We start from the raw sequence: 20,779 nt of genomic DNA, 5'->3' as shown, positions 1-20,779 counted from the left end.
CCTATTTTAAAGAAGACAGTAAATTGACACTCTCAAAAATATTTTCTGAAAAAAAACTTAACTGTTTGAATTAAAAGATAAAATAAAATAGGCACGCAATTTGCTCTAGTTCTACGAGTAATCTCAGTTAGTTAATTTATTGACGCTGTACGAAAAGAGCGAGGTTGTAATGCCACAAGCCAGTAGCAAATTATCATCAGCACCAAATAGCAGTTCAGATTTTTGTGATGTTAACTCAATTAATAATAACGATAGTGCACAGCTAGAGTCGGTGATGTCCGAACTCAATCGACTATCGAAATCTTTTGTTCATTCTTATCAGAATCTTGAAGGACAAGTCGAAAAACTTGCAGGGCAATTGCAAAGTGAAACGGCCAAGAAAAAAACTGTTCTTGAAGAAAAACAACAACTACTGAGTGAAAAAGCGTTGCTATCGGATCGATTACAAAACTTGCTGGCAATTATGCCGGCGGGCGTGGTTGTGTTAGATGGACTGGGTGCTGTAAAAGACTGTAATGCAATGGCTGTCGATATTTTAGGAAGACCATTGTTAGGTGAATTATGGGTGACGGTTATTAACCGAGCATTTAAACCACAGGCCGATGACGGACACCAAATATCTCTTAAAGATGGCCGAAAAATTCATATAGAAACGAAAGCACTGAATACCGAGCCAGGCCAGCTAATCGTACTGACTGATTTAACTAAAACGAGAAAACTTCAAGCGGAATTAAGCCAACAGCAAAAATTATCAAGTATGGGAAAAATGGTCGCGTTTTTGGCACACCAGATACGTACGCCGTTGTCCGCCGCTATTTTGTATGGATCACATTTAAAAAGTGATTCATTGGCAGATGAAATGAAAAAAGAGTTTAGCTGTCATTTGGTGGAAAGACTGCACTATATGGAACGTCAAATTAATGACATGTTAAATTTTGTCAAAGGCGAAAGAAAGCAAAAGTCAGAATTTTTACCGACTCACTTTTTCAACAAAATAAAATTACTGTTGCAAGACTTTCCAGTCGCCATCGATTTAACTTTCACACAACAAAAAACGGGTGACAACAAGTTGGCGTTGTTTGATCAAGACGCGATGATTGGTGCCCTGATGAATCTAATCGATAATGCCTATCATGCTTGTAGTCAGGTAGAAAACCCGCAGATAAAAATCGCATTTTCAGTAGCGGAACGCTTAACAATTACAGTGTCCGATAATGGAAAAGGCATTGAAAGTGAAAAAATTGAGCAAATATTCGATCCCTTTTTCACCGATAAAAAAAATGGCAATGGACTTGGCCTGGCAATCGTTCACGGGGTTGTGATTGATCATGGTGGAAAAATTCGCGTTGAGTCTCAACCAAATAGGGGAACAGTATTTGAACTGACATTTCCTTTAATAAAAGCGTCGAGAAATAAAATGTCGCTGGTTGAAAATTTGCAGGAGGAAGTTCATGAATTCTAGTGTACTCATCGTCGAAGACGATCATGCTTTAAGAAATGCTTTGATGGCCAGTTTAAAAATCAGTGGCTATCAAACGACTGCTGCCGACAGCGCAGAGAGTGCACTGAGTATCTTAAATGAAGAACGTTTGCCGGATATGGTGGTAACCGATATTCAAATGGGTGACATGAGTGGTATTGACCTATTAAAAAATCTACGCCGCAAAAAATCCAATATGCCGGTGATCTTAATGACCGCCTATGGCGAAATTAGCGATGCGGTGGAAGCAATGCGATTAGGCGCCTGTGATTATTTGCAAAAACCATTTGAAGCCAGTCGCTTAACTGAACTCATTGAAAACTATCTACCCAAGAAAAAACATTCAGAAATTATTGTTGCCGATCCGGTCAGTAAAAAATTGTTTGAGTTTGCCGAAAAAATTGCACAAACAGAATCAAACGTGCTGTTATCTGGCCCAAGCGGTGCAGGTAAAGAAGTTATGGCGCGATTCGTTCACTTAAATTCGACTCGAAAAGATCATCCGTTTGTGGCAATCAATTGTGCAGCGATCCCCGAGAATATGTTGGAGGCCACATTGTTTGGCTATGAGAAAGGTGCTTTTACAGGTGCACATCAAGCGTGTGCTGGAAAATTTGAACAAGCACAAAAAGGTACGCTGTTGTTAGACGAAATTTCAGAAATGGATTTGGCGTTACAGGCAAAATTACTACGTGTTATTCAAGAGAAAGAAGTCGAGCGAATTGGCGGTAAAAAAACAATTAAACTCGATGTAAGGATTATCGCGACAACTAACCGAGACCTCAAACAAGAAGTTGCTGATAATCAATTTCGTGAAGATCTTTATTATCGGCTCAATGTTTTTCCTATACGTTGCCTGGCATTAAAAGATCGGCCAAGCGACATTATTCCTTTAACTGAATCCATGCTGGAAAATAATGAATTTGTGCAGTCTCGCGGCGGACTGTCTCTGTCCAATGAAGCTAAAGCTAAGCTGGTTGCTTATTCGTGGCCAGGCAATGTACGGGAGCTTGACAACCTGGTTCAGAGGGTCGCTGTGCTTGCTAACGAAAGTATCGTCACTGCCGATGACATTCAGTTTGAAAATGAAATCAACGGAGAGTTGGGCGGTGCTGATAATGTGATGAGAAATGACGGTGAAAGCCAGTTGGTGAATCACATGCAGCATCACGAATTTCAGTTAATCATTGAAGCGCTCGAAAAACACAATGGTAAGAAAAAAGATGTTGCGGAAGGCTTGGGGATCAGTCCTCGCACTCTCCGTTATAAGTTAGCCAGAATGAGAGAGCTTGGTTATGAAATTCCATCGAGAGGAGCGCGATAAATGAAAGCCGGATTAAACCAGAATGATTTACTCGCACAAATGCAAAAACTCGGTGAAATGGCTAAGGCGGGTGGTAATCAACCTGCTCAGAAAGTTGCAGGAGCCACGAACGGCGATAATGCTGCATTTGGCGATTTATTGACTAAAGCGGTTAATACTGTCAACCAATACCAAATGGAATCAGGTCAAGCTGCACGCCAGGTTGAAGCCGGCGATGGTGGTGCTAGCCTGGTAAAAGCGGTGATTGCTTCGCAAAAAGCGTCGGTTGCTTTTCAGGCGACAGTTCAAGTGAGAAACAGGGTTGTGTCGGCTTATCAGGATATTATGAATATGCCGATTTGACGGGTTAATGATTATCAATTATGAATTATGAGTTATGAGTTATGAGTTGGAAATTAATAATTCATAACTCATAATTCATAATTAATTGGGTATGTTATCAAAACATTTAATCAGGAGTAAAAGTGGCTGAGGTAGCGTCAACAGAGTTGGTTGAGGTCGATTCATCACCACCGGGAATTTTGCCGGGAATGACCAGTCTTGCTCCACTGAAACAGGTGGGCATTCTGGTTGCCATTGCAGCAGCAATCGCGTTAGGCGTTTTCATTGCGCTGTGGTCAAAAGAACCTCCAATGAGACCATTAAGTTCGCTGCCACCCGAAGCATCGATGGATGTAATCAACTATCTGGAACAACAGAGTATTGATTATCGTGTTGACTCCACCGGCCGCATTTTAATTCCCCAAAGTCGTTACAAAAGAATTCAAATTGAGCTCGGTGCTCAAGGTATCATGTTAGAAGGCACATCTGACGATCCTTACCTGAAAAAAGATTCTGGCTTCGGTGTGTCTCAGCGATTGGAACAGGCGCGTTTATTACGTAATCAAGAGTTGCAATTAACTAACACTTTAAATCAGTTTAACGGCGTTAAAGCGGTTAAAGTTCACCTGGCTATTCCTAAAGAATCTTCATTTATAAAAAATCGTAAAAAACCGAGTGCTTCGGTGTTACTTAATCTCTATTCGCGCGGCAGTTTATCGGACGAACAGGTTGACGCGATGGTTGACCTGGTTTCCGGTAGTATTCCTAATTTAGAAAGAAGTCGAGTCACCATCACCGATCAGTTTGGTCGACTGTATCATTCAGGTAGTATGTCACGTTCGCAAAGACAATCTTCGAAAGAGCTGGATATTGTCAAAGAGAGGCAGGAGGATATTAAAAGTCGCATTGAGCAGATCCTTAATCCGATTATCGGTGCCGGCGCTTATACCGTTCAGGTGAACGTAGATATGGATTTCACTCAGAAGGAACAAACGTTACAGACTTTCAATCCTGATCTACCTGCAATTCGTAGTGAAAGAACCATTGACGACTCGCGCACTGATGGCACTGCTGCGGGTATTCCCGGTGCGCTATCAAACCAACCACCAGGGGCATCAGTTATTCCTGCTAACGCGGCTGGTGGCAATCAAGATCAACAGGCGACTGCCAGTGGTAACAAACGCGTTGAAGCCGAAAGAAATTATGATCTGGATACAACCATCAGTCACATTCTTCCGCAAGTTGGTGTTGTTAATCGAATCAGCGTTTCCGTTGGTCTGGATTATGTTGATGATCCTAATAATGCAGGCCAGAAGATTTCTCGCGCTCAAGATCAATTGAGTCGAATAGGTCGCCTTATTCAGGCAGCGATTGGATTCAGTGTCCAGCGCGGAGATGTGGTTAGTGTTGAATCATTCCCATTTATTGCGGCGGAAACACTTCCGGCTCCTGCGCCATTGCCGTTCTATGAGGAAGAGCTTTTCCAAACGCTATTAAAGCCAATGATTGGGTTGATACTTGGCTTAGTGTTGATTTTCGCCGTGTTAAAGCCGACACTTAGAAGATTATCGACTGTGCCAGCGACAACTGCGGGGGCTGCAGGTGTCGGTGAAAGTGATGAGTTGGATTTGTCAGGCATAGCAGGTGCTGATGGCGAAATGGGCGGGCTTGCCGATGACCAGGTTGTATTAGCCGGACATGATAATCTTGAATTACCACCGCCGACCGTGGGAGAGGTGAAAAAGTTAGAGCAGGCCAAAGGTGTTGTCAGCAACAACCCGACTCTGGTTGCTCAGCTGGTAAAAAGCTGGATTGAAGAAGACAGTTAACAGGTTGAATTAAACGAACAGGTTATAGTAGATCGAAAAGTTTTATGAACATGATGGTTGAAAAAAATGACAGATGAAAGCAGCGCGCAAAATCTAACCGGGTTGGACAAAGCGGCTATTTTATTATTGTCGCTCGGCGAAGAAACTGCTGCAGAGGTACTTAAGCATATGGGACCTAAAGAGGTTCAGATGCTAGGTATGCAAATGGCTTCGCTGAGAAATATCGGTAAAGGCGCGGTTGAAGATGTTGTCGACGAGTTTCTTGAAAAAGTGGAAGAGCAAACCGGAATTGGAATTGGCACAGAGGATTATATTCGCAGCACTTTAAAATCAGCGTTGGGTGACGACAAGGCCGGTGCACTAATCGATCGAATTTTAGCTGGAGCCAACACCAAAGGTCTTGACACACTTAAGTGGATGGACGCCCGTTCTGTTGCCGATGTGATTCGATTTGAACATCCGCAAATTCAGTCAATTGTTTTGTCTTATCTCGATCCCGATCAATCGGCAGAAGTTTTGCAAATTTTACCGGAAAAAGTTCGTGTTGATCTGGCGCTGAGAATTTCTGCATTAGAAGCCGTTCAACCTGATGCTTTGCAGGAATTAAACGACATCATGGAAAAACAATTTACCGGTAGTGGTTCAACCCAGTCCAGACAGATTGGCGGCGTCAAAAAAGTGGCTGACATCATGAATTTTATGGACGGTTCTAACGAAGCATTAATCATGGATTCTATTCGCGAATCGGATGAAGATCTGGCGCAAAAAATTGAAGACCTGATGTTTGTATTTGATAATTTAAGCGACGTTGATGATCGAGGTATTCAAGCGTTGCTGCGAGAAATTTCTACCGATACCCTGGTGATTGCATTAAAAGCTTGTGACGAAGATATCAAAGAAAAAATCTTTAAAAACATGTCAAAACGAGCGGCAGAATTAATGCGTGATGACTTAGACGCCATGGGGCCGGTTAAACTAAGCGAAGTTGAAGCCGCACAGAAAGAAATTTTAACTGTGGCCAGACGTATGGCCGATGCCGGTGAAATTGTGCTTGGCGGTGGCGGCGAAGAAATGGTGTAGGCCTTATTATGGTAATGAAACTTAAATCAGATTCTCCGATTAAACCCCTGAAAGATAACACCAAGTATTCTCCGTGGAAGGTGCCTTCTTTAGAGTTGGGAGATGCGCCCAATTTTATTCAGCCGGTTGAAGAGGAAGAGGTAGAGGAACTTTCCGAAGAAGAACAAGAGAGAATTTCTGCAGAGGAATTGCAGGCTATTCGCGATGAGGCGTATCAACAAGGTTTAAATGAAGGGCGTGAAGCAGGGCTAGCTGCTGCGAAACAACAAATCGATGAACTAACCAAGAGCCTGTCCGAAGTCATTGAGCAACTAACCGAACCTACCAGACAATGCGGCGAGCAGACTCAAAACGAATTATTGCAACTGGCATTCGCGATTGCCAGACAAATTGTGCGCAGAGAACTACAACAAGATCCTACCCAGTTAATTGCCATCATCCGAGAAGCGCTTAAGTTACTTCCGGTTGGCTCGAAATCAATCACTATCGCGTTACACCCGGAAGACGCACTCATTGTAAAAAATGCCCTGTCGATTGGGACGGAAAATGATTCAGGAAACTGGGAAATAAAAGGTGATCCCTCGGTGGTGCGAGGGGGCTGTCAGGTGAATACCGAGAATTCAAAAGTTGACGCGTCAATAGATAAGCAGATTGCGGTTTTATTTAGTCGAATTGCCGGCGGGCAACGGGCTGGAGAATCCGACGGTGAATGATGTTTCCCTGGCCAATTATCTGAAACAATTTAAACCCTTAATACAAGAGCAATCAAGTATTGTGGTAGAAGGCCGCTTAACCAGAATGGTCGGTATGACGTTAGAAGCTGTTGGGTGCAGTGTCAATATTGGCGAACGATGTCATGTGGAAACAATCAACGGTAAATTAGAGGAAGCAGAAGTTGTCGGTTTTGCTCAGGATAAAATTTACCTGATGCCAATTGGCAGCATCCACGGATTAGGCCCTGGCGCCCGAGTCATTCCCACGCATAAAGCAGCAGAAATTCCGGTGGGCGACGCGCTGCTGGGAAGAGTGCTTGACGGACAGGGACATCCGATTGATGGCCTGGGTCCAATTCAGTGTCATCAGGCGAGACCTTTAGCGGCAGAACCAATCAACCCACTAGAAAGAAAACCGGTAACCGAATCTCTCGATGTCGGGGTTCGCTCGATCAATTCCGTACTCACTGTTGGCCGTGGCCAGCGAATGGGCTTACTCGCCGGTAGTGGTGTCGGTAAAAGTGTTTTGCTGGGAATGATGACACGATTTACCGACGCTGATGTTATCGTCGTTGGACTCATCGGAGAGCGTGGCCGCGAAGTTAAAGAATTCATTGAACAGATATTGGGAACTGAGGGGATTCGACGTTCAGTTGTGGTGGCGGTGCCGGCGGATAATTCTCCGCTAATGCGATTGCAAGGTGCTATGTCAGCGACCACCATCGCAGAGTATTTTAGAGATCAGGGAAAAGATGTGTTGTTATTAATGGATTCGTTAACACGTTTTTGTCAGGCGCAACGTGAAGTTGCTTTGGCCATTGGCGAGCCGCCTGCAACCAAAGGTTACCCACCTTCGGTTTTTGCCATGCTACCGCAGTTGGTAGAAAGAGCTGGCAATGGTGATGAAGGAAAAGGTTCAATTACCGGATTTTATACCGTGTTGGCCGAGGGGGATGATCAGCAAGATCCCATTGTTGATGCGTCTCGTGCAATTCTTGACGGCCATGTGGTGCTATCTCGCGAGCTGGCTGACTCCGGTCATTACCCAGCGATTGATATCGAAGGTTCTGTCAGTCGCGTCATCAACCAGATCACTACGCAAGAGCATCGAGATGCCATTAGTCAGTTGAAATTTTTGTACTCGACCTATCAGCAAAACAAAGATCTGATTTCTGTTGGTGCTTATCAAAAGGGAAGCGATCCACTCATTGATGAAGCGATCGAAATGATGCCGGAAATACGCGCATTTTTATGCCAAAAGATTAATGAAGAAGTGCACATTCAAGCCAGCGTTGAAGAATTGCAGCAGATGATGTTGCAATAAAATCGACCGCTTGAAATTTAAAAATATCGGTGCTGGTTCTCTGGTTTTATTATTAAAAAGTATTGTCACAGAGTTCACTAATAATTTTAGAAATCAGGATTGGGCTGTAGGAAGTATCTTTGGTATGGCAAATTTTTTAGCAGAATCAGATACTAAGGGAAAGATTATCAACCGAAAAACACAACAAATCGTTGGCTAAATAAAAGCAGAGTAGTGTAATTCAAACTATACTAATAGATGTCGCTTGTCGCCGCCTGGATTAACTAGTAAATAGCGAAAGAAAATCTAGTAGTCGACAACTTTCATTTTTATCATTGTGATGAAGTTCAGGAGTAGAGATGGTTCGGTCGAAACGGTTAAAGCCAATTAAAAAACTGGCTCAAAACAATGAAAAAGCGGCAGCTAAAGCATTAGGAGAATCATTAGATAATCACAAACAAGAATTACAGAAGCTGAATCAATTAGAACAATACCGAATAGAATATTTAACAGAAATGGAAGAAAAGGTGAAAGCGGGTGTTTCCGGCGCAGCCTTGCAACACTATCATCAGTTTCTCAATAAACTTAATCTCGCGATTACCCAGCAAAAAGATGTTATTCAAAAATCGACTGAACAAGTTGATATCAATCAGGACCAATGGAAGAGCAAACATAGCCGGACCAAAGCGATTTCTCAGGTGATGACGAAAATAAAAGATAAAGAAGTCAAACAGAAAGAAAAAAAAGAATCAGCTCAAATTGACGAAATGTCAACACAAGCGTTTATCAGGCGTCAAAATTCCAACGGTTTAGGTTAATTTACTTCTACGTAGTTTTACTGAAATACAACATATCTAGTTCCGTATTATTTCTTACTGTATTTAATAATCTGGCGTTTGATAGAACAAACCTTCGCCAGTTGGCGAGTGCAAAATTGCACAACTTTTGCTTGAAGTTACTATTAAAGTGATGAAAACCAATCTGTTAGCGTTTTTTGCTTTTTCACTGAAACTCAATCGAAAATTGCGAAATTTGGTCACTTTTCAGGGTAACTTTATAAAATTCTGCTATACCTAGTTATAGAGTTAAAACGTCAGTACCAGAAAAGGAATTGATATCTCAATTTGAGGGCTAGTTAGTGGCAAAGAAAACCTCCGTTAGTTTAGGGGCTGCACTCGACATTATGAATGCGTCCAGTTTAAAAACTCGGCTTGAAACGGCATTGGCTAAAGATCTTCCTGTCGTTCTGGTTTCAGACAAAATTGAAAGAGCCGACAGCGCAGGTTTGCAACTCATTTATGCATTTATAAAAAAAGTCGAACAACGGGGGCATACAGTCTCTTGGCAAAAGCCTTCCGATACTCTTAAACAATCAAGTGAAATTTTAGGGTTGAGCAAGCAGCTCTATTTAGTTTAGAGCCTGTTGTTCTGATAGTAATCAATTTTCAGATGGCGACAGGTCCTATAGAAGCGGAGAAATAAAATCATGACAAAAATACTTGCTGTTGATGACTCAGCATCAATGCGCCAAATGGTGAGCTTTACGCTAAAAAGCGCAGGGTTTGATGTGTCGGAAGCATCCGACGGGGTCGAAGCTTTAAAAGTGGCTCAGTCGCAAGCATTTGACGTGGTTATATCCGATGTCAACATGCCTAATATGGATGGTTTAACGCTAGTCAAAGAATTGCGGGCGTTGGGAAATTATCGGTTTACGCCGATTTTGATGCTCACCACTGAGTCGTCCTCCGAAAAAAAGCAAGCGGGCCGAGCTGCCGGGGCTACCGGTTGGATCGTTAAACCTTTTAATCCCGACCAGTTGTTAGCAACGGTTAACAAGGTTGTTGGATAGTGAACTTTTCGATCATTGTCTTATGAAAGTAGCACTAATAAATAACAATAATATCGTCGAATAAACTTTAACTCTCGTTATCTAAACATCGCTTGAAGGTCTTTTACCTTCCGGTAGAAAAAGGTACACAGATGGAAATAGATTTAAGTCAGTTTCACCAGGTTTTCTTCGAAGAAAGTTTCGAAGGATTAGATACTATGGAGCAAGAACTCCTTCATCTGGAAGCTGGCTCTGATCTTGAAAATATTAATACCATATTTCGCGCAGCACATTCCATCAAAGGTGGAAGCGCAACTTTTAGTTTTAAAGAAATTGCAGACTTTACCCATGTACTGGAAACCTTGCTCGATGAAATGCGAGAAGGCAGCCGTCCAGTTACTCGGGAGGTTGTTGACTTACTCTTAAAATCGGTTGATTGCTTAAGGGGCATGCTAACCAGAACACAAAAAGAAGAGGACATGGGAGATTCACATATTGAATTAATCAATTACTTTAACGAGTTGTTAAGCGGTGAAGCGCCGCAAGAAAAAGACGATGCTGTTGAGCAGGAAGTGAACTTGTCCTTGTCCGAGCCGCAAGACCAATCGCCCTGGACAATCAAGTTTGTGCCTGAAAGCTACATTCTGGAAACCGGTAACGAACCCTTAAGAATGTTTCGAGAGTTAAAAGCATTTGGTGCGCTGGATGTTAAAGCTAATTTAGAAAAAGTTCCTGATTTTGACGAGTTGAAGGCTGAAGAATGTTATATGTCATGGGACTTGTCTCTTGACTCCGAAATAGAAATTGAAGCCATTAAAGAAGTCTTTGAGTGGGTCGAAGATGATTGTGTATTAGAAATTGCTCGCCAGGAAAAAACTGAAACTCAAGCTGAGCAAAATACACAAGAGGAGCTCACGGCTGAAGCATTCGATACTGATTCTGAAGCCGTAGTTGAAAAAACGAAAAAAGCCGACAAACCAGTAAAAAGCCAACCTGCAGAGCAAGATAAGCCAGCATCTTCTCAACCTCAGCAAAAGCTTGTTTCGGTTAAAAAAGACGTTCCACCGAAAACGGAGAAGAAGACGGCTGCTTCTGCTTCTATTCGAGTGGGAATTGATAAGGTTGACACCTTGATTGATTTGGTGGGCGAGTTAGTCATCACTCAATCGATGCTCGGTGAGCTCGGTGAAAACTTTGATATGTCTAAACTTAATCAACTTATCTCCGGGTTGAGCGAGTTAGAGCAGAACACACGAGAGTTACAAGAAAGCGTCATGCGAATTCGTATGTTGCCGATAGGTTTTGTTTTTAATCGTCTACCCAGAATGGTTCGCGATTTATCGAGTCAGCTTGGTAAAAAAGTTAACCTGGAAATAAAAGGAGAGTCTACTGAACTCGATAAAACAGTAATGGAACAAATCGGAGACCCGCTGACTCATCTTGTCAGAAATGCACTTGATCACGGTATTGAGTCTGTTGAAAAAAGAGTTGAACAAGGAAAAGACGAAGAGGGGACATTAATACTTAACGCTTTCCATCAAGGCGGCAATATCGTTATTGAAGTCGTCGATGATGGCGGCGGGATTGACCCGGATATCATCTACGAAAAGGCGGTCGACAAAGGACTTATTCAACCGGGCACTGATATTCCTCGCGATCATATCTTATCGTTAATTATGGAGCCCGGGTTTTCAACGGCAGAGATTGTTAGTGATGTTTCTGGTCGCGGTGTTGGCATGGACGTGGTTAAGAGAAACATTAATAACCTGGGAGGCAGTGTAGAAATTCACTCCGAGTTAGGACAGGGAACAACTTTTACCATTCGATTGCCACTGACCCTTGCCATTCTGGATGGCCAACTGATTAAAGTTGCAAACGAAGTATTCGTACTCCCGCTGGTTTCAATTATAGAATCTGTTCCTTTGACCATGGCGGAAATATCTACCATCGCCGGTGATATGAAAGTTTATAAACTTCATGATGAATATGTACCAATTATTGATTTAAAAGACGAGTTTGAAATTAAACATGAACTCACTAATGTGAGTGATGGTTTGTTGGCCATTGTTGAAGGAGAAAACCGACGCATCGCACTGCGAATTGATGAATTACTGGGACAGCAACAAGTGGTGATTAAAAGTTTAGAAAGTCATTACAAATCGATTCAGGGCGTCTCTGGAGCAACAATCTTAGGAGATGGAAGAGTGTCGTTGATCCTCGATATCGTAGGATTAGCAAAACGCGCATCAGAACGTGCAAGTCGCAAGCGTGAGAGAGTGGCTTAAACAATCATCGGGAAACTTGTTGATAGCGAGTGTTTAATTTGAGTACGCGTAAAAGGATATTTTAAGTTAGAGAATACTGATAGTTAGAGAATACTGATAGTTAGAACTTAAAGGTAAACGTATGCCATCGGAAATAATGCAGGTTATCCAAAATCAGGAAGCACAACTCACTGATAGTGAGATGATCAGCGATGAAACAGGCTCTCAGTTTTTGAGTTTTATTGTGGGTAATGAGGAGTTCTCTGTGAATATTCTTAGAGTCCAGGAAATTCGAGCGTGGGAACAACCGACATTTTTACCTAACTCTCCTGAATACATCAAAGGTGTTTTAAACCTTAGAGGAACCATTGTACCGGTGATGGATTTGCGAAGAAGATTTCGATTTAAAAACTTTGAATATAATGCGACCACAGTAATCATTATTTTAAAGAGCCAATATAGCGATAAAAACTGTTTAATGGGATGTGTCGTTGATGCTGTGTCTGATGTGTTTAATATGGAAGAGTCAAAAATTTTCGATGTGCCTGATTATGGTAGTGAAATTGATGGTCGATTTACTGCGGGTGTCATGACTATTGATGGTCATGCTGTCACGCTCTTAAACCTGGAAAATTTATTAAGTCTTGATCTGATAGATCATCCCTATGCGGGAGGGCAGGTAAGTAATGGCTGAGATCGCAGAATCAAAACAAGCTGATAATAACAATCATAAAAACGAAAAAAGCATGCAGCAATACCTCACATTCTTAATGGCGCAAGATGAATACGGGGTTGATATTTTGGCCGTACAAGAAATTCATGGCTGGTTAGAACCAAGGCCGATTCCTAATACACCTGATTATATCAAAGGTGTTATCGATTGGCGTGGAACCATCGTGCCGATAGTGGATTTAAGAGTGAGGTTCGAGTATCCAGAAGTTACTTACAATAAAACGACAGTGGTTATCATTTTGAAAACCACACTTGAGGACATAGAGCAGGATGTGACTGTTGGAATCGTCGTAGATGCGGTTTCAGATGTTTACGATGTCACCGTCGAAAACTTGCGCCAAGCGCCGAGAATGGGGAGCAAAGTTGACACGCGATATATCAAAGGCATTGCGAAAGTTGATGAGGCGATGATTGTTTTATTAGAACTGAATAAGTTGATTAATTTAGAAGAATTAGGTGGGTAGCGTTGTAGGTGTTGAGAAACTCGCGGAGAGAAATTATGAATGGGTCAAAGGCCAAAGGTTCGAAAAATAAAAACAAAAAAAGTCATGAGTCGAAAAGTCAAAGATTGAAATCTAGCAAGGGTACAAATATGAACAGTAATCAAGATGAACAGTATCTTGCAGCGTTAGAAAATTTGAATACTGCAATAATGACAGTTAACACTGACTTAGAAATTAGTTTTGTTAACGTCGCGTTAGAAAGGCTCTTAAATAAGTTAAAGCACGAGTTCAGTAATAACTGGCCGGATTTTAGCGGCGATAGAGATTTTTTGGTTGGAAAGAAAATTCAGAAGCTTCATCCTGAACTCGAACAATTCTCTAGTAAAATTACTGATAAAAACAATTTGCCAAATGCGATTAGTTTATCGATCGGAGAGCTCAGCATAAGACTCGATATTTCAGCGTGCCTTGATGGCGAAGGTGAATTATTGGGTGCAACAATTGCCTGGGCCGATGTTACTGTTGAGAAAGAAAGAGAAGCGCTAAACAATGATTTCGCCGGACAGATCGCTGCGATTGGCAAGTCTCAGGCTGTGATTGAGTTTAATATGGACGGCACCATCATTACAGCCAATGATATATTTTTGAATGCAATGGGATACAGCCTGAATGAAATTCAGGGGAAACATCATAGTATGTTTGCTGCTCCCGGTGTAAAAGAAAGCGCCGATTATAAGGCGTTTTGGGAAAAGCTAAATCAGGGCGAGTTTGAAACGGGAGAATATAAGCGGATTGGAAAAGGTGGGAAAGAAGTATGGATACAGGCTTCCTATAATCCGATTTTTGATTTAAATGGTAAGCCTTATAAAGTAGTCAAATATGCATCAGATGTGAGTGCACAAAAGCTTGCGAATGCTGACTCATCAGGACAAATTGAAGCGATCAGTAAATCACAGGCAGTGATTGAATTTAATATGGACGGTACGATTATAAAGGCGAACGATATATTCCTGGGAGCAATGGGGTATAGCCTGGAAGAAATCCAGGGCAAGCACCACAGTATGTTTGCCCCACCGGGCGTTAAAGAAAGTTCGGAATACAAAGAGTTTTGGGAGAAACTTAATCGCGGTGAATTCGAAGCGGGAGAATATAAACGTGTTGGAAAAGGTGGAAAAGAAGTCTGGATACAGGCTTCCTATAATCCGATTTTTGATTTAAATGGTAAGCCTTATAAGGTAGTCAAATATGCATCAGATGTGACTGCACAAAAGCTTGCGAATGCAGACTCTTCAGGACAAATCGAAGCGATCAGTAAATCGCAAGCGGTCATTGAATTTAATATGGATGGCACGATAATTATTGCGAATGATATATTCCTGGGCGCAATGGGATATAGTCTGGAAGAAATCCAAGGAAAGCACCATAGTATGTTTGCCCCTCCGGGTGTTAAAGAAAGTGCAGAGTACAAAGAGTTCTGGGAGAAACTTAACAGAGGCGAGTTTGAAGCGGGAGAATATAAACGCGTTGGAAAAGGTGGAAAAGAAGTCTGGATACAGGCTTCCTATAATCCAATTTTCGACTTAAATGGTAAGCCTTATAAGGTAGTCAAATATGCCTCTGATGTCACTGAACAAAAGTTAACTAATGCGGACTACTCGGGGCAAATCGAAGCAATCAGTAAATCGCAAGCGGTCATTGAATTTAATATGGATGGCACGATAATTATTGCGAATGATATATTCCTGGGCGCAATGGGATATAGTCTGGAAGAAATCCAAGGAAAGCACCATAGTATGTTTGCCCCTCCGGGTGTTAAAGAAAGTGCAGAGTACAAAGAGTTCTGGGAAAAACTTAATCGCGGTGAATTTGAAGCGGGAGAGTATAAACGCATTGGAAAAGGTGGTAATGAGATTTGGATCCAGGCGTCTTATAACCCCATTTTTGATTTAAATGGTAAACCTTACAAAGTGGTTAAATATGCCACAGATATCACGGAGCAAACTCGAATCTTTCATGAAGCCTCACGGATGAAAGGTGCTGTGCTCGGTTCACAAACCGCTGTGATGATGGTGGATAGAGATCTTAAGATCACTTTTTGCAACGACGCGACCTATGAACTACTGAAAAGCTTAGAGTCGGCAATGGTTTCTATCTGGCCGGGGTTTCAACCTACTGAAGAATATATGTTAGGTAAGTGTATCGATGATTTTCATAAAAACCCTGCGCACCAGAGAAAAATATTGAGCGACCCTGCCAACTTACCTTTTAAGACAAACATTAGTATTGGCGAAAATACCATAGAATTGAATGTTTGTGCGATTATTAATGTAGAGGGACAGCATGTCGGCGCGAGCCTTGAGTGGGCAGATGTCACGGCTAAAGTAGCGTCGGATAATGACGTCGCCAGGCTAATGGGGGCAATGGAAGGATCGCAGACTGCTACCATGATGGTCGATAGAGATCTGTTAGTAACTTATACTAACCCGGCGACAATGAGTCTGTTAGGCGAGTTGGAAAGCACGTTGCAATCCATCTGGCCAGACTTTAAAGCAACCGAAGATTACATGATTGGGAAGTGTATTGATGATTTCCACAAAGACCCCGCTCATCAACGAAAGTTATTAGGCGATCCTGCCAACTTACCTTATCAAACAAATATTAAACTGGGCGATAATACGATTAGCTTAAATGTTGCGGCCATTATGGATTCACAGGGAAATTATGTGGGTTCCAGTTTGGAGTGGGCTGATGTGACAGAACAAATTGCCGCGGAGGTTGAGGTTGGTCGGCTAATTTCCGCCGTTGAAGGAATGTCAACAAACTTAATGATGGCCGATCCGGACGGTAACATTAATTATCTAAACCCATCAATAAAAAATATGCTGTCTCGCCGCGAAAAAGAGATTCAAGCCGTATTACCGCAGTTTGATATTGACACATTAATTGGAACAAACTTTGACGTGTTCCACAAAAATCCAGCCCATCAAAGAAGGTTGCTTAGACCAGAAAACTTACCTTACAGCAGTGATATAAAAGTGGGGCCTTTATCGTTTAAACTAATTGCAGTGGCATTAAAAGATAAATCGGATAACTACCTGGGAACAGCAGTTGAATGGATTGATACCACCGAACAAGTAAATGCACAAGAACAGGTAGAGGAGCTAATTGCCAAGGCGTCTCGCGGTGAGTTAACCGAAAGATTAGATGCAGAGTCCTTTGAAGGATTTATGAAGAACTTATCACTCGGTGTCAATTCAATGTTGGATACCGTGGTAGAGCCGATTGATAATTGCCAAAAATCTTTGGAGCAATTAGCGGCTGGTAATTTGCAACAAAGCATGGAAGGGAATTACCACGGCATGTTCAAAGATTTGCAAAGTTCAATTAACACTAGCATTGATAACTTGCGCAACATGGTTGGAGAAATTATGGAAGCCTCCAGTCATGTTTCCAGCTCCTCGAAAGAAATTTCTCAAGGCAACACCGATTTGAGCCAGCGCACTGAGGAACAAGCATCAAGTCTGGAAGAAACGGCTTCTAGTATGGAAGAGCTAACCGGTACAGTAAAAGAAAACGCTGAGTCTGCAGGTAAAGCCAACAAGTTGTCTTCTGACACCATGCAACTAGCAGAAAGCGGCGGTCAAGTTGTTACCGAAGCAATTAAAGCAATGAAGGAAATTAACGACGCGTCGAGAGAAATTTCAGACATTATCAGCGTCATTGATGAAATCGCTTTCCAAACAAATTTACTAGCACTCAACGCCGCAGTTGAGGCAGCGAGGGCCGGCGATCAAGGACGTGGATTTGCGGTAGTTGCGGCTGAGGTTCGTAACTTAGCGCAAAGAAGTGCCAGCGCTGCAAAGGACATTAAATCACTCATCAGCAATAGCGTCAGCAAGGTTGATCAAGGCAGCCAACTAGTCAATGATTCTGGACAGAAACTGAATGATATCGTTGATTCAGTTCGCAACGTCAGTCAGTTGGTGAAAGAGATTTCCGGTGCAAGTGAAGAACAGGCCTCAGGAATCGAGCAGGTTAATCAGGCAATCAGTCAAATGGATAATATGACTCAGCAAAATTCCGCGTTAGTTGAGCAAGCTGCCGCATCTGCTGAGTCGCTTAATGAGCAAGCGGGCAACCTGATGGAACTAATGAGCTTTTTCAAAACCGGGGATGAGAGTGGTAAGCGTAGCGGTGAAATTATTTCTCCAGTAAAGCGGGCTTCTTCAAATGCAGAAAGTGCGCCTGTTAAGCGACGTTCACCACAAGTATCTTCCGATGAAGAGTGGGAAGAGTTTTAACCGGCAAGCAGATACTTTAGGAGAAGTGCAAAAAGAACAATTGAAATAAACCGTTGCTTGAAATAAACAGCATGAACAATGGAAAGACGCGATAAAAAATGCTCAACAAAAAAGAACCAATTTTTAATCGTGAATTTAATTTTACTCACGAAAACTTTGATCGCGTGGTTGAATTAATCGACGAGCTGTCTGGAATAAAGTTATCGAGTCGAAAAACCGATATGGTTTATTCAAGGTTAGCTCGCAGGTTGAGAAAACTCGGTTTAAGAGATTTTGATCTTTACCTCGACAGGGTTATAGAAGACGAGGAAGAAAAGGTTAATTTTATTAATTCTCTGACCACAAACCTGACTCACTTTTTTCGGGAAAACCATCATTTTGAATTTTTACAGAAAATCTATTTTCCTGAACTATTTCAAAAGAACCAAAAGCGTATTCGTTTCTGGTCTGCGGGTTGCTCAACCGGTGAAGAGCCTTATTCTTTATCCATGGTGTGGCAAGGCCAAGCAAATAAACCGCTAGGGATAGACTTTAAAATTCTCGCGACAGATTTAGATACCAATGTTTTAGAAAGTTGTCGTCGCGGTATTTATCAGTCAGAGAAAATAAAAAATATTGAACAAAAATATGAAAAGTGGTTTAGGCAAACTGACGATTGCAAAGCGGAAGAGTGGAAAATTAGTCCGAGATTGAGAGAGTATATTTTTTTCAAACAACTCAACTTGATGGAAGAGTGGCCGATGAAGGGACCACTCGATCTGATTATCTGCAGAAACGTATTGATTTATTTTGATAAGGAAACACAGCAAAATCTAGTCAATCGCTTTGCTGGTCTACTTTCAGATAATGGTATTTTGATGTTGGGCCATTCTGAAAATTTAAGCGCAAATAAACGATTGTTTACACCACTGGGAAAAACAACCTTCAGAAAGGCGAGTTGAAGATGGCAGTTGGCTTTAGTAGAGAAAATCTTCCTTCCTGCTGGCAGGAATTCAATCACATCAATCGCTATTGGGATAAAAATACCGGGCTACCAACCGCTAAAATATTGCCTGGTGAGTTTTATGTAACCATGCACAACGAGGCAATCACAACAGTACTAGGTTCATGTATCTCTGCTTGCATTCGAGATCCTGGATCGGGTCTTGGCGGAATGAATCACTTTATGCTGCCTGTACAGGGGGATAACACCGACTTTGAAGGGCTCAGTAGCGCCGCGCGTTATGGTAACTTTGCAATGGAGCAAATGATTAACGATATTTTACGTAATGGTGGACGCCGCGAAAAACTAGAAATAAAGATATTTGGCGGTGGTAAGGTGATGCGTGGAATGATGGATGTCGGAAAGCGAAATATCGCATTCGCGAAGGAATATATTGAAGTGGAAAAGCTTAATTTAGTGGCGGAAGATGTTGGCGGCATGTACCCTAGAAAGGTCGTTTATTTTCCAAAAACAGGAAAGGTGCTTATTAAAAAACTTTACAGCAAACATAATTCGACTATTGAAGATCGAGATGAAAATTACTTTAGTCGAATTTCTAAACAGGAAGTGGCGGGAGATGTTGAGTTGTTCGATTAATTGAATTATTCGATTAGTTGAACGGTTAGCAACAGATTGAAAATATACTGCTCAGTAAAGGCAGAAAACCAGACATGATGAAAAAACGACAAATCAAAGTGCTTGTGGTCGATGATTCTGCTTTCATTCGGGTGCTACTCACTCAGATCCTGGAAAATGATAGTGAAATTAAAGTGGTCGGCACTGCGGAAGATCCCTTTGATGCTCGCGAGAAAATTAAAAAATATAATCCAGATGTACTCACGTTAGATGTTGAAATGCCTAAAATGGACGGCATTACTTTCTTAAAAAATATTATGCGGCTACGCCCTATGCCGGTCATTATGGTTTCAACGCTCACTCATGCCGGAGCGGAAGTCACTATGCAGGCGCTGACATCGGGGGCTTTTGATTTTGTTGCGAAACCGAGTTCGGAAGTAAAAGAAAAGTTGCAGGAACTCGCCGACGATTTGATTGAAAAAGTAAAAGCTGCTGCCCATTGCAATGCAGGAGTGCTCGAGAAAAGTCCAGAAAAACCGCAGACTAATTTAGAGGTAAAACAAGATCGTCATTTAATCGATTTGATTGCAATCGGCGCGTCGACAGGTGGAACCGAAGCCATTCATTCCATTGTCACACGGCTGCCGGATAATTTACCGCCGATTGTGATGGCTCAACATATCCCTGATGTATTTTCTACTTCCTACGCCAAAAGACTCCATAATGAATCGAAGATGGTTGTGCAAGAAGTAAGAAGTCCACAGAAGCTCAGTTATGGTCACGCTTATCTTGCACCTGGACATATGCACATGACGATTAAAGTTAAAGGGCGCGGGAATAATAGAACACTTTGGGCTGACTTAAGTGATGCCGATCCAGTTAATAGGCATAAGCCTTCCGTTGATGTATTATTCGACTCCGTCGCAGAAGCGGTTGGGTCGCGTTGTATCGCGACACTGTTAACGGGAATGGGGCAAGATGGTGCCCAGGGATTACTCAATTTAAAACAATGTGGAGCGACCACAATTGCGCAAAATGAGGAAACCAGCGTGGTTTGGGGAATGCCTGGCGCTGCTGTAAAATTAGGCGCCGCCGACAAGATTTTAGCGCTTGGTAAGATTGGCGGCTATCTCATTTCGAGGTTGTAATTGTTGTGGTTCACAGGTTTGAAAAAAAAATTAGTCAAAAACCTCAGATTGCTCTATGCTTAAAGCAGTGTGAATTTTCTGAAAAACCTTCGATAACAAAGGTTTATTAACGTAAAAAATGAAAAGGGGTTAGATAATGTCAGTAGGTTCCAATCTTTCTGCCGATGGAAAAGTGCTTACTATTACGATAAATGGCCGGTTTGATTTTAGTGCCCATCAAGCGTTCAGAGATTCCTACGAGAAGCTCACTCCTACGCCGTCTGAGATCATTGTTGATATGGTAGATACTACCTATCTGGATAGTTCTGCACTAGGGATGTTGCTCCTGTTGAGAGATCATGCCGGGGGAGATACCGCCAATATCACACTTAAAAATTGTAACGAAGATATTAGAAAAATTTTGACTATTTCCAATTTTGAACAGCTCTTTAAAATATAGTCATGTTTTGAATTTG

Annotated in this window: 19 protein-coding genes; all 19 read left to right on the top strand. The window is 42.0% G+C overall.

The features are described from left to right. Positions 1-169 precede the first annotated feature (169 nt). Positions 170-1,462, top strand: coding sequence for a sensor histidine kinase (locus tag FLL46_RS17710; protein ID WP_142932653.1), 1,293 nt, complete (start codon positions 170-172; stop codon positions 1,460-1,462). After that, positions 1,452-2,804, top strand: coding sequence for a sigma-54-dependent transcriptional regulator (locus FLL46_RS17705; protein ID WP_142932652.1), 1,353 nt, complete (start codon positions 1,452-1,454; stop codon positions 2,802-2,804). Before FLL46_RS17710 ends, FLL46_RS17705 begins: the two co-directional genes overlap by 11 nt. Next, positions 2,805-3,146 (top strand): flagellar hook-basal body complex protein FliE, encoded by a 342-nt coding sequence (fliE, locus tag FLL46_RS17700; RefSeq protein ID WP_142932651.1) that lies wholly within the window; start codon positions 2,805-2,807, stop codon positions 3,144-3,146. 122 nt (positions 3,147-3,268) lie between these two features. After that, the gene (gene fliF / locus FLL46_RS17695; protein ID WP_142932650.1) at positions 3,269-4,954 is read left to right on the top strand and encodes a flagellar basal-body MS-ring/collar protein FliF; all 1,686 of its coding nucleotides are present in this window, start codon (positions 3,269-3,271) and stop codon (positions 4,952-4,954) included. A gap of 66 nt (positions 4,955-5,020) precedes the next feature. Further along, entirely contained in the window at positions 5,021-6,034 is a 1,014-nt protein-coding gene (gene fliG, locus FLL46_RS17690; RefSeq protein WP_142932649.1) for a flagellar motor switch protein FliG, read from the top strand. A gap of 14 nt (positions 6,035-6,048) precedes the next feature. Continuing rightward, a complete protein-coding gene (locus FLL46_RS17685) occupies positions 6,049-6,747 on the top strand; it encodes a flagellar assembly protein FliH (RefSeq protein WP_168204212.1) in 699 nt (232 codons plus the stop codon). Positions 6,748-6,754: 7 nt separating this feature from the next. Continuing rightward, positions 6,755-8,071, top strand: coding sequence for a flagellar protein export ATPase FliI (fliI, locus tag FLL46_RS17680; RefSeq protein ID WP_425456744.1), 1,317 nt, complete (start codon positions 6,755-6,757; stop codon positions 8,069-8,071). 10 nt (positions 8,072-8,081) lie between these two features. After that, positions 8,082-8,270: a hypothetical protein gene (locus tag FLL46_RS17675; protein ID WP_142932646.1), complete on the top strand. Its 189-nt coding sequence runs from the start codon at positions 8,082-8,084 to the stop codon at positions 8,268-8,270. A gap of 139 nt (positions 8,271-8,409) precedes the next feature. After that, positions 8,410-8,868: a flagellar export protein FliJ gene (fliJ, locus tag FLL46_RS17670; protein ID WP_142932645.1), complete on the top strand. Its 459-nt coding sequence runs from the start codon at positions 8,410-8,412 to the stop codon at positions 8,866-8,868. 320 nt (positions 8,869-9,188) lie between these two features. Next, positions 9,189-9,467 (top strand): STAS domain-containing protein, encoded by a 279-nt coding sequence (locus FLL46_RS17665; RefSeq protein ID WP_142932644.1) that lies wholly within the window; start codon positions 9,189-9,191, stop codon positions 9,465-9,467. Positions 9,468-9,536: 69 nt separating this feature from the next. Further along, a complete protein-coding gene (locus FLL46_RS17660) occupies positions 9,537-9,899 on the top strand; it encodes a response regulator (protein ID WP_142932643.1) in 363 nt (120 codons plus the stop codon). 131 nt (positions 9,900-10,030) lie between these two features. Beyond that, positions 10,031-12,163: a chemotaxis protein CheA gene (locus tag FLL46_RS17655; protein WP_142932642.1), complete on the top strand. Its 2,133-nt coding sequence runs from the start codon at positions 10,031-10,033 to the stop codon at positions 12,161-12,163. A 121-nt stretch (positions 12,164-12,284) separates the two neighbouring features. Continuing rightward, positions 12,285-12,836, top strand: a complete 552-nt coding sequence (locus FLL46_RS17650) for a chemotaxis protein CheW (protein ID WP_142932641.1) — start codon at positions 12,285-12,287, stop codon at positions 12,834-12,836. Further along, positions 12,829-13,338, top strand: a complete 510-nt coding sequence (locus FLL46_RS17645; protein ID WP_142932640.1) for a chemotaxis protein CheW — start codon at positions 12,829-12,831, stop codon at positions 13,336-13,338. Before FLL46_RS17650 ends, FLL46_RS17645 begins: the two co-directional genes overlap by 8 nt. 128 nt (positions 13,339-13,466) lie before the next feature. Next, the gene (locus FLL46_RS27430; protein ID WP_142932639.1) at positions 13,467-17,618 is read left to right on the top strand and encodes a PAS domain-containing protein; all 4,152 of its coding nucleotides are present in this window, start codon (positions 13,467-13,469) and stop codon (positions 17,616-17,618) included. Positions 17,619-17,716: 98 nt separating this feature from the next. Then, positions 17,717-18,559, top strand: a complete 843-nt coding sequence (locus FLL46_RS17635) for a CheR family methyltransferase (RefSeq protein ID WP_142932638.1) — start codon at positions 17,717-17,719, stop codon at positions 18,557-18,559. Between the two features lie 2 nt (positions 18,560-18,561). Next, positions 18,562-19,197 (top strand): chemoreceptor glutamine deamidase CheD, encoded by a 636-nt coding sequence (cheD, locus tag FLL46_RS17630; protein ID WP_142932637.1) that lies wholly within the window; start codon positions 18,562-18,564, stop codon positions 19,195-19,197. A 74-nt stretch (positions 19,198-19,271) separates the two neighbouring features. Beyond that, on the top strand, positions 19,272-20,324 hold the full coding sequence (locus tag FLL46_RS17625) for a protein-glutamate methylesterase/protein-glutamine glutaminase (protein WP_246119345.1): 1,053 nt from the start codon (positions 19,272-19,274) through the stop codon (positions 20,322-20,324). 136 nt (positions 20,325-20,460) lie between these two features. After that, a complete protein-coding gene (locus FLL46_RS17620; RefSeq protein ID WP_142932636.1) occupies positions 20,461-20,763 on the top strand; it encodes an STAS domain-containing protein in 303 nt (100 codons plus the stop codon). The last annotated feature ends 16 nt before the right edge of the window (positions 20,764-20,779 follow it).

Source organism: Aliikangiella coralliicola (assembly GCF_007004725.1).
GTDB lineage: Bacteria > Pseudomonadota > Gammaproteobacteria > Enterobacterales > Kangiellaceae > Aliikangiella > Aliikangiella coralliicola.
The sequence above is the reverse complement of the archived record's forward strand: the minus strand, read 5'-3'. Positions and strand labels throughout refer to the sequence as shown.

What these genes read in the sequence shown, in the direction of transcription:
- FLL46_RS17650 (WP_142932641.1), top strand. Translation starts at nt 12,285, where the DNA reads ATGCCATCGGAAATAATGCAGGTTATCCAAAATCAGGAAGCACAACTC.
- cheD (WP_142932637.1), top strand. Translation starts at nt 18,562, where the DNA reads ATGGCAGTTGGCTTTAGTAGAGAAAATCTTCCTTCCTGCTGGCAGGAA.
- FLL46_RS17635 (WP_142932638.1), top strand. Translation starts at nt 17,717, where the DNA reads ATGCTCAACAAAAAAGAACCAATTTTTAATCGTGAATTTAATTTTACT.
- FLL46_RS17620 (WP_142932636.1), top strand. Translation starts at nt 20,461, where the DNA reads ATGTCAGTAGGTTCCAATCTTTCTGCCGATGGAAAAGTGCTTACTATT.
- FLL46_RS17660 (WP_142932643.1), top strand. Translation starts at nt 9,537, where the DNA reads ATGACAAAAATACTTGCTGTTGATGACTCAGCATCAATGCGCCAAATG.
- fliE (WP_142932651.1), top strand. Translation starts at nt 2,805, where the DNA reads ATGAAAGCCGGATTAAACCAGAATGATTTACTCGCACAAATGCAAAAA.
- FLL46_RS27430 (WP_142932639.1), top strand. Translation starts at nt 13,467, where the DNA reads ATGAACAGTAATCAAGATGAACAGTATCTTGCAGCGTTAGAAAATTTG.
- FLL46_RS17655 (WP_142932642.1), top strand. Translation starts at nt 10,031, where the DNA reads ATGGAAATAGATTTAAGTCAGTTTCACCAGGTTTTCTTCGAAGAAAGT.
- fliJ (WP_142932645.1), top strand. Translation starts at nt 8,410, where the DNA reads ATGGTTCGGTCGAAACGGTTAAAGCCAATTAAAAAACTGGCTCAAAAC.
- FLL46_RS17645 (WP_142932640.1), top strand. Translation starts at nt 12,829, where the DNA reads ATGGCTGAGATCGCAGAATCAAAACAAGCTGATAATAACAATCATAAA.
- FLL46_RS17625 (WP_246119345.1), top strand. Translation starts at nt 19,272, where the DNA reads ATGATGAAAAAACGACAAATCAAAGTGCTTGTGGTCGATGATTCTGCT.
- fliG (WP_142932649.1), top strand. Translation starts at nt 5,021, where the DNA reads ATGACAGATGAAAGCAGCGCGCAAAATCTAACCGGGTTGGACAAAGCG.
- FLL46_RS17710 (WP_142932653.1), top strand. Translation starts at nt 170, where the DNA reads ATGCCACAAGCCAGTAGCAAATTATCATCAGCACCAAATAGCAGTTCA.
- FLL46_RS17705 (WP_142932652.1), top strand. Translation starts at nt 1,452, where the DNA reads ATGAATTCTAGTGTACTCATCGTCGAAGACGATCATGCTTTAAGAAAT.
- FLL46_RS17685 (WP_168204212.1), top strand. Translation starts at nt 6,049, where the DNA reads ATGAAACTTAAATCAGATTCTCCGATTAAACCCCTGAAAGATAACACC.